This is a genomic window from Nocardia sp. CA-135398 (genome assembly GCF_050955845.1).
In the GTDB taxonomy this organism is placed as follows: Bacteria; Actinomycetota; Actinomycetes; order Mycobacteriales; family Mycobacteriaceae; genus Nocardia.
This window is the reverse complement of record NZ_CP192084.1, coordinates 4,313,217-4,326,152: the sequence shown is the minus strand read 5'-3', so window position 1 is coordinate 4,326,152 and position 12,936 is coordinate 4,313,217. Positions and strand designations below refer to the sequence as shown.

Annotated in this window: 12 protein-coding genes; 7 read left to right on the top strand and 5 right to left on the bottom strand. The window is 65.3% G+C overall.

Translation table 11 applies throughout. The annotated features are described in order from the left end of the window. Positions 1-68: 68 nt before the first annotated feature. The 7 genes from ACQP1T_RS18850 to ACQP1T_RS18820 all read left to right on the top strand — a co-directional run bounded on the left by ACQP1T_RS18850 (position 69) and on the right by ACQP1T_RS18820 (position 8,831). Positions 69-1,106, top strand: coding sequence for a hypothetical protein (locus tag ACQP1T_RS18850; RefSeq protein ID WP_433761903.1), 1,038 nt, complete (start codon positions 69-71; stop codon positions 1,104-1,106). Positions 1,107-1,505: 399 nt separating this feature from the next. Then, positions 1,506-2,027, top strand: a complete 522-nt coding sequence (locus ACQP1T_RS18845; protein ID WP_433761902.1) for a hemerythrin domain-containing protein — start codon at positions 1,506-1,508, stop codon at positions 2,025-2,027. A gap of 91 nt (positions 2,028-2,118) precedes the next feature. Further along, entirely contained in the window at positions 2,119-3,615 is a 1,497-nt protein-coding gene (locus ACQP1T_RS18840; RefSeq protein ID WP_433761900.1) for a hypothetical protein, read from the top strand. Between the two features lie 427 nt (positions 3,616-4,042). Further along, positions 4,043-4,843, top strand: a complete 801-nt coding sequence (gene erm, locus ACQP1T_RS18835; protein WP_433761899.1) for a 23S ribosomal RNA methyltransferase Erm — start codon at positions 4,043-4,045, stop codon at positions 4,841-4,843. A 57-nt stretch (positions 4,844-4,900) separates the two neighbouring features. Then, positions 4,901-7,150 (top strand): serine/threonine-protein kinase, encoded by a 2,250-nt coding sequence (locus tag ACQP1T_RS18830; protein ID WP_433761898.1) that lies wholly within the window; start codon positions 4,901-4,903, stop codon positions 7,148-7,150. A 185-nt stretch (positions 7,151-7,335) separates the two neighbouring features. Then, on the top strand, positions 7,336-7,557 hold the full coding sequence (locus ACQP1T_RS18825; RefSeq protein WP_433761897.1) for a hypothetical protein: 222 nt from the start codon (positions 7,336-7,338) through the stop codon (positions 7,555-7,557). Beyond that, positions 7,554-8,831, top strand: a complete 1,278-nt coding sequence (locus tag ACQP1T_RS18820) for a hypothetical protein (protein ID WP_433761896.1) — start codon at positions 7,554-7,556, stop codon at positions 8,829-8,831. Before ACQP1T_RS18825 ends, ACQP1T_RS18820 begins: the two co-directional genes overlap by 4 nt. A gap of 93 nt (positions 8,832-8,924) precedes the next feature. Here ACQP1T_RS18820 and thpD read toward each other — a convergent pair whose 3' ends face one another. The 5 genes from thpD to ACQP1T_RS18795 form a co-directional block, all read right to left on the bottom strand. Continuing rightward, positions 8,925-9,800 carry an ectoine hydroxylase gene (gene thpD / locus ACQP1T_RS18815; RefSeq protein ID WP_433761895.1) on the bottom strand — a complete coding sequence of 292 codons (876 nt, stop codon included), beginning with the start codon at positions 9,798-9,800 and terminating at the stop codon, positions 8,925-8,927. Positions 9,801-9,808: 8 nt separating this feature from the next. Continuing rightward, entirely contained in the window at positions 9,809-10,207 is a 399-nt protein-coding gene (locus ACQP1T_RS18810) for an ectoine synthase (protein ID WP_433761894.1), read from the bottom strand. A 1-nt stretch (position 10,208) separates the two neighbouring features. Next, on the bottom strand, positions 10,209-11,477 hold the full coding sequence (ectB, locus tag ACQP1T_RS18805) for a diaminobutyrate--2-oxoglutarate transaminase (protein ID WP_433761892.1): 1,269 nt from the start codon (positions 11,475-11,477) through the stop codon (positions 10,209-10,211). After that, positions 11,474-12,058, bottom strand: a complete 585-nt coding sequence (gene ectA, locus ACQP1T_RS18800; RefSeq protein WP_433761890.1) for a diaminobutyrate acetyltransferase — start codon at positions 12,056-12,058, stop codon at positions 11,474-11,476. The genes ectB and ectA overlap by 4 nt, the downstream gene beginning before the upstream one ends. A gap of 149 nt (positions 12,059-12,207) precedes the next feature. Next, positions 12,208-12,918: a response regulator gene (locus ACQP1T_RS18795; RefSeq protein WP_433761889.1), complete on the bottom strand. Its 711-nt coding sequence runs from the start codon at positions 12,916-12,918 to the stop codon at positions 12,208-12,210. Positions 12,919-12,936 lie beyond the last annotated feature (18 nt).

The following is a 12,936-nucleotide window of genomic DNA, read 5'->3' as shown; positions in this document are numbered from 1 at the left end:
GCACTATACATCAGTTGTATGATACAACAGTGATAGTTGTATTTACCAACTATTAGGAGTTGACCTTCATGCGTTCGCACCAGCTACGGCATGTCGCCGGACATCTGCTGACCCCACTGCTGATGTGTCTGGGCATGGCGCTTGCCTATCTGGGTGCGTTCCATCAGCCCGAGCCGAACCACCTGAAGGTGGCGGTGGTCGGCACATCCGCGCAGGACATGGTGCTGGCGCAGACCATGAAGGACAAGGCCGGTGACGCACTCGAGGTCGTCACGCTGCCCACCCGCGATGATGCGACCGCGCGGTTGCGCGACCGCACGCTTTCCGGCGCGTACATTCCCGACGCGCGAAATCCCGAACTGCTTGTGGCCAAGGCCAATTCCGACACCACGGCGATGGCGGTCGAATTGGTGTTCCGGCAGGTCGCCGGGACGCGAGGGGTGCCGATGACGGTCACGAATATCACCAAGACCGCCAGTGGCGACCCGACGGGGCAGGGCCTGTTCTTCCTGCTTGTCGCCCTGAGTATCGGCTCCTACGGCAGCGTCGCCGCGATCGGTGCGGCCGGTGCCGGGCTGTCCATGCGGATGCGTGCGGCGATCGGCTTGGCGACCTCGCTGATGGTCAGCGTTATCGGAATCGTGGTGGCCGCACCGGTCTTCCACATCGTCGACCACGATTACGTGGCGATCTGGGCGATGGGTTGGCTCTATTCGGCGGGCATCATCACCGTCGGTATCGGACTGCACACCTTCCTGAAGCGTTGGACCACGCTCACACTCATGGTGCTGTTCGTCATGCTGAACTTCACCACTTCCGGCGGCATCTACCGGCCCGAACTGCAGAACGGGTTCTTCGGTTCGCTGCACGCCTTCTGGAACGGCGCGGGTTTCGTGGAGGGTGCGCGCAGCCTGCTGTACTTCGACGGTGCTGCGGGATTCGCCGGCCGCATCGCGAGCCTGTTCGGGTGGCTGGCCGTCGGCGCGGTAGTGCTGGTGGTCGCCGCGCGATACGAACGCCGCAACTCGCCCGCACCCGCCGATCTCGAGCGGCTACAGCGACCGGCCGAGGCCGAAGAGGAAATGGAAGAGGCGGTCGGCGTCTGACGCTGTTTCGCGGTCGCGTCGCATCGCGGGCCGGGACCGGGTACGATGATCGCATCGCCGCTCTGGCACTCGAATTCCGCAGAACCTAATTTATATGTAACCGTGAGTTACATATAAATGCGTGCCGTCGTCCGGTCGGGCGCGGTCTGCAATATCGCATGGCGCGCAACGTCTCCCGAGTTGATCGACGCACGTATCAGGGTGCAAGATCATGAATGTGTCGCGTGGCGGCGCCGGGTGGACGGCGATCGACATGGAGGCACCGTGATCGAGGAGTCCGCCGTGCGTCCACCTTCGCGCTCGCACTGAGGTCGAGCGGGGCATCGATGCCCCGCCGCATTCCAGCACCCTCTGCGGAGCCGCACGGCCCGTGCGTCTTCCTCGACCGAGAGACGATTTATGGCATCAACCGAGTTCGACGCAAACCGGGCGCGTGCCCTCGGACAGGAACTGGTGGCGATACACGACTGGCTGCGAACCGAACTCAGCAGAATCCGCGCGGATGTCACCGCCTACGCAACCGGTTCCGAGCTGCGGCCGATGCGACTTCGCGCGCACTGCACGGCATTCTGCACCGCGCTGACCAGGCATCACACCGGCGAGGACACCGTGGGTTTCCCAGCACTGGCCGACCAGTTCCCAGAATTGGCACCGGTTTTGGCCGAACTGCGCACCGACCACCAACTGGTCGCAGATATCCTGCGCAGACTGACCGAACTGCTCGACTCGATCAGGCCGGACAATGCCGATACCGTACGGCGCGAACTGGACGGACTGGCCGCCGTCCTGGAATCACACTTCCGTTGGGAGGAACGCAGGCTCGTGCAGGCTTTCGACGGACTCGAAATGGGTACCAGGACGGGCGAGGAACTTCTCGGCGTCACGTTCGCGGTGGATCACATGCGCTCGGCGCGGGACTGAGACAGCCACCAGATCGGAGGCGGGTACGGTATTACCGGCCGGACCGCGTAGACAGGGGCGAGGAAGCATCGGTGAAAGGTCGGGGCGCGATATGAATCAGCCGTATTCGCACTGGTATGCCCAGAATTCGCCGGAGAACCTACCGCTTGCCGCCCGGTATCAATCCGCCGACCCGATCACTTGGAACGGCAGCCTGATCTACCCGATGTACACCGAACAGGTTGGGCCCGCGCCGATCCTGGTCACCATGAAGTTGCTGTCCGCGGCACCGCCCGCGGGTCTGCGCGGACACGGCATGGGGCTCTCGGTGGTCGACGGGCATATCGGCATCGACGGCAGACGCCTGGCCGGGGTCGACGTGTGGAGCGATGCCCTCGCCACCGGTGTCACCTTCGAGGTGGTCCCGACCGAACCGGGCGCCCTGTTCTCGCTGACACCGGTCTGGGTCGACGGATTCGGTGCACAGAAATCCTGGTCGGGCAACTACGGCATCCTCATCGAACAACCACGGACCGGGCGGATCGTCCTGTGGTGCAGCGTCGGCGAGGGGCCGCCCAATTTCGCCAACCTGGTGGTCGAGGTGGACACCGCGAGTGCGCCCGCTGCCGCCGTCCCGGCCCCAGCGGCCGCTGCCCCCGAGCCAGCGCCACAGCCGTCGCAACCCGCGGAACCGCGGCAGGACAGATCCGGGCAGCCGACGCCACCGACTCGGCCGCAGCGAACCGTGCCAGTTGCCCCAGAGCAGACTCGACTCCCCGAGTCGCAGCCGACACCGGCGCAGCGAACCGTGCCGGTCGCCCCAGAGCAGACCCGACTCCCCGAGTCGCAACCGACACCGGCGCAGCGAACCGTCCCGGTCGCCCCAGAACAGACCCGACACCCCGAGCCGCAGCCGACACCGGCGCAGCGAACCGTCCCGGTCGCCCCAGAACAGACCCGACACCCCGAGCCGCAGCCGACACCGACGCAGCGAACCGTCCCGGTCGCCCCAGAACAGACCCGACTCCCTGAGCCACAGCCGATACCGCCGGACCTCGAATTTGTGCGGTTTCCGGAACCACTGGAAACGGCATTCGCACGTCCCGAGCTCCCGGCGGCCGAGCAGACCACGCCGTTGCAACCCGCGCGTACCCGATTGGAGGAGCCGTCACATGCCGCGCAGGTGCCGGAACGTGCAGCGGATTCCGACCATATCCCCCTTCCGGATCCGCCGAAGTCCGAGCAGCCGAAATCGCAGCAGCGGGCCAAGGACGGCGAGCGCGGCTATCGCGCCGCCCTCTACGATCTCGGCGTCGCCATGTTCGGCCGTGGCGAGGAGGAACAGGCGTGCGGTCTATGGGCACAGGCCGCCGAGGCCGGGCATGCCGGGGCGGCCTATGACCTCGGTGTCGTCCTGTTCAATCGTGGCGAACTCGGCGATGCCGAGCGCTGGTGGCGTACCGCGGCCGATCGCCGCGAATCACGCGCCATGACCGGCCTCGCCGAGCTTCTCGAACGTCAGGGCAACCACGCCGAAGCCCAGATGTGGCGCGCCTGCGCAGCGGAGGAGAAGACCGACGAACACGATCGATCGGTAACTTCCGGCTGAGGATCAGCTGGATTGCTGCCGCAAATTGGTCCCGGCGGACATCAGCGCGAAACGAGCGGGTTTGGTCCACACCTCGGCTGCCAGATCCGGGGCCGATTATTGCCGTCGCGCTGTGGCCGGTGGCCTCGGAATTGCAGCGACGGGTGCGAAAATCAGTCGCGGACAACTCCGGCGTGCTCTAGGTTTGCCGATATGGGAGGCAGTCCTGGCTTTAACGGAGCGTGCGTGGTCTGCACGTTCTACGTGCGGCCCCGCGCGGCAGCCCGGCCTCTGCCCGCGCACTGCGCTGCTCCCGTTTCCCGATCGATCCGATCGAATCCCCAGCTCGGTTCAACCGCGCTGAGATGAGTTGCGCCCCAGAGTGTTCCGGCGCGGGTCCGGGCGAATCACATATTCCTGATTCGACCACTCCGTCCGGAGGACACCCATGTCCCGCAATCGTTCGCTGCCGCATGCCCGGATCCGCTCCGGCGGCACCCGCAAACAGCTGTCGCAGAACTTCCTCACCGATACCCGCACCGCGGGAAGGCTGGTACGCGCGGCCGGTATCCGCGCCGATGAACTCGTCGTGGAGATCGGACCGGGCGACGGCATGCTCACCGATCATCTTCTGAACCATGCGCACCACATCCTGGCCTACGAGAAGGACCCGCATTACGCCGAGAAGCTACGCGCACGCTATGCAGGCGAGCCCCGAATTCGCGTGCAGCACGCTGATATTCGCGAAATCTCCCCGCCTCGCGATCCGTTCACGGTCGTCGCCGATATCCCATTCGCGGCGAGCACCGATATTCTGCGCTGGTGTCTCGCGGCACCGAAGCTCAGCTCGGCGACGCTGCTGACCCAACGCGAGTTCGCCCGCAAATACGCCGGCGACTACGGCCGCTGGACGAAACTGACTGTCACCCAATGGCCGACCGTGACAATGGAATTGGGCATCAGCGTGCACCGCGACCAGTTCCGTCCGATACCGCGGGTCGATGCCGCCGTCCTGCGGCTGCGCAGACGTGAACATCCACTCCTCCCGCGCAAGGAACTCCGCGACTATCACCGACTCGTGGAATTCGGTTTTTCCGGCCTCGGCGGCTGCCTGGCTGCCACGCTGCGCCGGGCCTACCCGGTCCACCTGGTTCGAATGGCCTGCGCCGTGGCCGGAATCGCCCTCGACGAACCAGTTGGCCTCGTCTCCCCGGACCGCTGGCTCACCCTCCACCAGGCGTTGAGCTAGCAAATCAGTTGCCCAACTCGGCCGCCATCGAGGTATCGGCGGAGCTACGATGCGCAGATGGCGCATCCCGCTCCGCCGGTCCCGGGGGCGACGGTCGCTCCGGACCGATCGCCGGGCGGAACGCGCGGCACCGAGGTCGCCGAGGTCGTCGAGCGATTCGCCGAAGCCTGGCGGGCCGCCGATATACCCCCGGATCTGCCCGCCTATCTGCCGGACTCCCCCGCTATCCGCCGGGTATCGCTGATCGAGCTGATCAAGGTCGACTTGGCGAACCGGTGGATGCGTGGCACCGAGCCGAAGCGTCTCGCCGAATACGTCGACGACCTGCCGGAATTGCGTACCTGGCCGCTACCGCCCGATCTCATCTACGAGGAGTTCCACGTCCGCAGGCGCGCGGGCACCTCGGTGGATGTCGAGGAATACACCGCGGCCTATCCGGAACAAGCCGAGCAACTATCGGAAATGCTGGCCACCGACGACTACCGCAGCACTCTTCTGGCCGTCTACGCCGACCCGGTGCGTCTCGACGAGATCGACGTCGGCCAGAAGATCGACGACTTCGACCTGATGAACGGGCTGGGTCGTGGCGCCTTCGCGCGGGTATTCCTGGCCAGGCAGCGCTCCATGCAGCGACTCGTCGCGGTGAAGATCTCGCAGGACAAGGGCGCGGAACCACAGACGCTGGCCCAGCTCGATCACGACTACATCGTGCGCGTCTTCGACCAGCGCGTCTTGGCGAGTCGCCGCCTGCGACTGCTGTATATGCAGTACGTGCCGGGCGGCACGCTGTTCACCGTGCTCGAGCGGGTGCGCCAGACACCCGCCGCCGAACGCTCGGGCGCGCTGCTGCTCGATGTCATCGATTCCGTCCTCGCCGATAAAGGCGAGATCCGCCCGAGCGAATCGCCCGTGCGCGCCGAACTGGCCGAATTGTCCTGGCCGGAGACCATTGCCTGGCTCGGCCGCAGACTGGCCCAGGCCCTGGACTACGCCGGACGCTGCGGGGTGCTGCACCGCGATATCAAACCGGCCAATGTGCTGCTGACCGCCGAGGGCATCCCCAAACTCGCCGATTTCAATATCAGCTTCAGCGGCAACGTCTCCGGTGACAGCCCGGTCGCCTACTTCGGCGGCTCGCTGGCCTACATGTCACCGGAGCAATTGGCCGCCGTGCACCCCGACAAGTCGACGACGGCCGCCGACCTCGATACCCGCAGCGACCTTTACGCCCTGGCCGTCATGCTGTGGGAATTGCTCACCGGCCGTAAGCCTTTCGATGACGATACGGTGACCGGCGGCGATCGCACCGCACTCGACGGCATGTTGAACCGCCGCTCGGGCAGTCCGCAATCGCTGCCATATCAGGACCTTCCGGCCGATTGCCCGGTCGCGCTGCGCCGCGCACTGGTCCGCGCGCTCGACCCGGATCCGAACAAGCGGTGGGCGCGTGGTGCGGATATGGCCCAGCAATTCGATGTCTGCCTGGACGCCCGCGCCCGTGACCTGGTCGATCCGCCGCCGCACAGTTGGCGACTGCGCGCCCGGGTGCTCATGCACCCGATCATGGCGCTGGCCATCGGCGGCCCGAATGCGCTGGCAATCCTGTACAGCTACAACCACAATCGCACGCTCATCATCGCCAAACTGGATGAGCAGGCGCAGCATCGATTCGACCAATTCGCCGTCACCACTTACGGCATCTGCTTTCTGATCGGGATCATCGTCACCAATGTGCTGCTGGTCGATCTGTGGTCCATCTCGCGCGGGCTGCGCAAGGGCAAGTCCTACGATGCGCCTACGCTGGCGCGCGCCCGCAGCGATGCGCTGCAACTCGGCCGCCGAAATGTGTTGACCTGCTTCGCATTATGGGTGTTGGCCGGTGTCGTTGTCCCGGTCTCGGTGCAGGTCTCCGGCAATCACCTCACCGCCGAGGCGTATGTGCACTTCTTCATCACCCAGATCGTGTGCGGCGCGATCGCGATGGCCTACCCGTATTTCCTGGTCAGTTTTTATGCGGTGCGCAGCATCTACCCGATGTTCCTGCCGCACGGTGGACTCGGCGCCGCCGACGGCGCCCAACTGCGCCAACTCGACCGCCGCAGCACCTATTTCCTTGCCATCGCCGCCGCCGTACCGCTGCTCGGCGTGGCGGGTGCGACCTTCATTCCCCCCGAGGGTATTCCGGCGGTCATCGTGCCGTTGCGTGTGCTGTGCGTGGGCAGCGCACTGGCCTTCATCGCCATCTACTGGTTGTTCCGGATGCTTGAACAAGACCTCGCTGCCCTGCAACGCATCGTTGCCCGGTGAGACCATGACCGGCACCATGTCCCCCAGAGGTAGCAGTTAGGCCAACGACCCGACGCTTGCCGGAGGTCCCCAGACGGCGCGTTACCGGCGAACCCGGTCCTACGGGCCATGTCGCATTGCACAATGTGATCTAGAGGTGCTTCGTGCACTGTCATTGCGCGAGAACTGGGGAACCGGGAGCGAATATGACCGCCAGAGCAGATCTCGAACTCGAACTGGGCGGCCCCGTCGCGGCCCTCGATCAACTCTCCGAGGCCGAGTCGGCCGAATTGCTGACCATGTTCCGCGACGCGCGTAGGGCCGAGACGGACGGGCTCGCCGAGGCCGTCGACGTATTGGTCGGCGCGCTGCCCTGGCCGCTGAGCACCGCGGCGAAGAAGGTCATGTTCGGGAATCGGCTCGGATGAGTACAGCGTCGCAGAACGACTCGATGGGCGGTGGTGGTCCGGAGACAGGTGGGCCGGACCTGGTGACCCGGGCGCAGCTGATTCTGCTGGCCCGCACACTGCACGTCCCGGTCGAACGCCTGGAGCATTTGGCGAAACTGGGCGCCGGGCAACTGCACGAACTGCAACAACGCATGGCACGCGTGCTCTTCGACGACCACGCCGCGACCTTCGGGCGGCTCAGCAAGCTGGTGCCGATAATTCCGCTGAGCATTTCGATACCGCTGGTGCAGCGGGTCGTGCCGCCGATGATGGGCGGCCGCGCCGCGGGTGCGGTCGGCATCGAACATCCCAAGAAGGCCGCGGAAGCTCTCCGGATGTTGGATCCGAAATATGCCGCCGATTGCGCGCCGTATATCGACCCGCGGACCGTCGGCCGACTCGCCGAGGTCGCGCCGCCGGAACCGGTCGTGCAGGTCGCCAACGAGCTGATGCGCCGCAAGGACTATGTCACCGCCGGACCGTTTCTCGGTTTCGCGACGACGCAACTCGTCCGTGCCATCGAGGCGGGCGTGCCGGATGACGAGGGCCTGATCCTGGCGGCGGCCTATGCCTACTCCGGCCGGAATATCAGCGCGATCGTGCGCCAACTGCTATCCGGGCCGCTGGATCGGATACCGCGTATGCTCGCCACCGTCCTGGCCGGTTCGACCGAGCTACGCTTGGCGGCGGTATCGGTTTTCGCCCGCTGCGACGAGGATGTGATCGAAGCACTCGGCGACATCCTGCTCGATATCGGCTCGCCCGAAGCCATTACCGACCTCGTCGCTACCTTCATCGAGCACGGCGCGCTCGAGGACATGCTCCGCTTCACCGCCTACCTCAGCCCATCGGCACTGGACACCCTGGCGGCCAACCCGATCACCGCGGATCCGGCGGCGATGGCGGCGCTGGTGGCGGCGCTCGCGGGACAGAGCGATCCGATTCCCTGGCGTGGCCTGCTCGATCTGGTCGAGCGCACCGATGTCGAGATCCAACGCCGAATCGGCACGCAGCTACTGGAATTGCCGGAATCGACCCTGACCGCGATACCCGACATCGCGACCAAGGGCCGGTTGTGGTCGACCCTGCTGCGGGTCCTGTCCGTGGCAGACGCCGACACCCAGGCTCGACTCGGCGAGCTCTGGGCCGCGCTACCCGCCGACGACCGAACCGACATCCAGGTCCGCGCCCGCGATCTCGGGCTCGCGACGCGCCTGGCCACACTGACCGTCACGCTGGAAATCTACGGCTGACATCCGGTGCATATCGGCACCCTGTGCAACCGAATGCCCACGCACGCAACCGGTCTCAGGGAGGCAACCCGAGACCGGTTGCGCTATAGGGCACTACACGGGCGTGAAGTCCCGACTCGCGATATACGTCGGTCGCGGGGCCGGGGCGGCGAACGGCTCCACCAGCGTGTTCTCCACGCTGTTGAACACCAGGAAGATATTCGACCGCGGGAACGGGGTGATGTTGTTCGACGAACCGTGCATGATGTTCGAATCGAACAGCAGGGCCGATCCGGCGCTGCCGGTGAACTGGGTGATGCCGTACCGGTTCGCCAGCGCATCGATATCCGCGTGCGTCGGGACGCCGATCTCCTGCTCCTGCAACGACTCCCGATAATGCTCGGCCGGAGTGCTGCCGGTGCACGGCACGAAGGTGCGGTGTGAGCCGGGCATCACCATCAGGCTGCCGTTGATCGGGTAGTTGTTGGTCAGCGCGATGGACAGGCTGACCGCACGCGGTGCGGGCATACCGTCCTCGGCATGCCAGGTCTCGAAATCCGAATGCCAGTAGAAACCGGTGCCGCGGAAGCCGGGCATGTAGTTCACCCGGCTCTGATGGATGTAGACATCCGAGCCGAGCACCTGCCTGGCCAATCCGGCTACCCGGGATTCGCGCACCAGATCGGCGATCGCACTGCTCAGCCGGTGCACCTCGAAGACCGAACGCACCCGGTTCGAGGCCTTCTCCACGATTACCCGGTCGTCACCCTGGAGCGCCGGATCACCGGCGAGACGGTCGATTTCGGCACTGAACTCGGCGACCTCGGCGGGTGTCAACAGCTCTTCGACGATTCCGAAACCGTTGGCATCGAAGGAGGCCAGCTCCTCGGAATCGACCGCGCCCCAGACCGTGGGATCGGTCCGGTCCTGGTGCTCGCCCGCCGTGACGAGCCGAGTCGGGTAGCGATCGTCGGTCTGCACCAACGTCATTGCTTCTCCTATCCGCTTACCTGGGCCGCGACCAGCGGGTAGACGCCGTCGCTGTCGTGGACCTCCTGCCCGGTGACCGGCGGGTTGAACACGCACATCATCCGCATAGCGGTACGCACCTCCAGACGGTGGCGCTCGTGTCCGTCGAGCAGGTACATCGAGCCCGGCGCCAATTCGTAGCTGACGCCGTGATCCAGATCGGTCAGTGTTCCTTCACCTTCGATGAGCCACACCGCCTCCACGTGATGGCGGTAATGGAACTCGTGCACGGTCCCGGCCTCGATGCTGGTCTCGTGGAAGGAGAATCCGACCCCGTCGCCGCCGAGCACGATGCGCTTACTGCGCCAGCCCTGCCCCGCGACATCGCGTTCGGTGCCGGTGATCTCCGCGGTACTGCGCACGATCATCTCAACGCTCCTGTCCACAGACGGTGCCGATCGCGCCGGTCAGCACTCGCAGACCATGCTCGACCTCCTCGTCGGTGACCGTCAACGGCGGCAGCAACTTCACCACTTCGTCGAGCGAACCGGAGGTCTCCACCAGCAGTCCGCGCTCGAAGGCGATTTGGCAGACCTTGCCCGCCTGCGAGGGATCGTCGAAGACGACGCCGTGCACCAATCCGCGACCACGCGTCGAGATGCCGGGGAAGTACTCGGCCGCCTGGGTCAGCGCCGCACCGATTCGCTGCCCCTTCGCCTCGGTCGAGGCCTGCAGCGTGCCGTCGGACCAGAAGTGCTCCAGCGCGGCCTGTGCGGTGATGAAGGCCGGGTTGTTACCGCGGAAGGTGCCGTTGTGCTCACCCGGCGCCCAGACGTCGAGCTCCGGCTTGAACAGCACCAGCGCCAGCGGCAGACCGTAGCCGCCGATGGATTTCGAGAGCGTCACGATATCGGGGGTGATACCGGCGATCTCGAAGGAGAAGAACGGCCCGGTTCGGCCGCAGCCCATCTGCACATCGTCGACGATCAGCAAAATGCCACGCGCGGTGCACAATTCGGACAGATGCCGCAGCCACTCCGGGCGTGCGACGTTCACACCACCCTCACCCTGCACCGTCTCCACGATCACCGCGGCGGGCCGGTCGAAACCGGAGGAGGTGTCGTCGAGCACCCGCTCCATCCACTGGAAGTCGGCGGTGGTGTTGTCGAAGTAGCCGTCGTAGGGCATATGCGCGGCATGTACCAGCGGCACACCGGCACCGGCCCGCTTGGCGGCGTTGCCGGTCACCGACAGCGCACCCAGCGACATGCCGTGGAAGGCGTTGGTGAAGCTGATGATCGTCTCGCGTCCGGTGACCTTGCGGGCCAGCTTCAGCGCGGCTTCGACGGCATTCGCACCGGTCGGGCCGGGGAACTGGACCTTGTATTCCAGGCCGCGCGGCGCGAAGACGGTATCGCGCAGGGTTTCCAGCAGTCCGCGCTTGGCCACGGTCGACATATCGAGGCCGTGGGTGATCCCGTCACCGGCGATGTAGTCCAGCAGCGGCTGCTTGAGCACCGGATTGTTGTGGCCGTAGTTCAACGCACCCGCTCCGGCGAAGAAGTCGAGGTACTCCTTCCCGTCCTCGGCGCGCAACCAACTCCCGGACGCGGTGGTGAACACCGTCGGCCAGGCGCGGCAATAGCCACGGACATTGGATTCGAGCTCCTCGAAAATGGTCGTCTCGGCGGTAATCAACGTCGATCCTCCTGCTTTCGGGCGATAGGGGCGATCAAATAGAGGTCTTCGGCAGCGTGGCTGTCCGGGAAGAGTTCGGAATCGAATAAGGGTTGCTTGGTCAGCTCGGCCGACCGGCGACGCGCCACCGAGGCGAACATCGCGATGGAGGCGGGATTGTCCGGTGCGATCGTGGTCTCCAACGCCGAAATACCGGCGCCGGCCACGGAGTCGAGCAGCGTGTCCAGCAGCGCGGCGCCGAGGCCGCGTCCGCGCTGTTCGTGCTCGACCGCGACCTGCCACACGAACACCGTCTCCGGCGCCTGCGGACGCAGGTAGCCGATCACGAATCCGACAACCCGGTCACCGACTTCGGCAACCACCGAGGTACTCGCGAAGTCACGACACCACAGCAGGTAGGCGTAGCTGGAATTGGTGTCGAGGACCTGCGAATCCTTGGCGATGCGCCAGATCTGGGCCGCGTCGCCGACTCTCGGCGGGCGCAGCACCGGCTGCGCGTGTGGCCCGGAAATCGGTACGGCCGAAGGGTATTCGGTGACCGATGGTTCGATCGTCGTGGTGGACAAGGTGTGCAGTGACATACGTCTCCCTGGTCGGGTCTGCAGTACTTATCCAGGCTTACGAAGCAACTTTGAGGTGAACCTGTCGATCTCTTTGCGGTTGTATTACGAAAAGATCACAACCGCAGGCAGAGTCATACTTCGGTGCGACTGCGGCCTTGGTCACAGGGTCAGCGCTGCAGATCGAGTCGGTAGCCGAGACCTCGCACGGTGACCACGATGCGTGGTTCGGAGGCGTCGAGCTCGATTTTGGTGCGCAGGCGGCGCATATGGACATCGACGATCCGCTCATCGCCGAAAAAGCCGTCGTCCCATACTCTTTCGAGCAGAACGTTGCGGCTGAGCACCCGTCCGGGCGATTCGGCGAGTTCGCAGAGCAATTTGAATTCGGTGATGGTGAGCCGGATTTCGTCCTCACCGCGGCGCACCGCGCCACCGTCGCGATCCAATACCAGCGGTGCGTCGGGGTGCGCGTCGAGTATGGCCTCGCGCGGCGCTTCGCGCTCCATGGTCAGGCGCGCGCGGCGACGGAGCGCCCGCATGCGCGCGGAGATCTCCTTGATCTCGAACGGCTTGGTGACGTAGTCGTCGGCACCGGCCTCCAGCGCGGCCACCACATCATGGGTGTCATCGCGGGAGCTGATCACGATGATCGGGACATCGTGCTCGCGGCGGATCTCCCTGATGCAATCGAAGCCATCCATGTCGCCGAGCATCAGCTCGACGATCATCACATCGGGAGCGCCATTGCTGCGCAGATATGTCAGCGCGTCCTCGGCCTCATGTGCCTCGGCAACGTCGTAACCCTCGTCTTCCATGGCCGTGCGCAGTGCGCCACGTACAACTTCGTCGTCGTCAACGATCATCAGGTTTGCGGTCAAGCCCTCATCCCTTGCAGC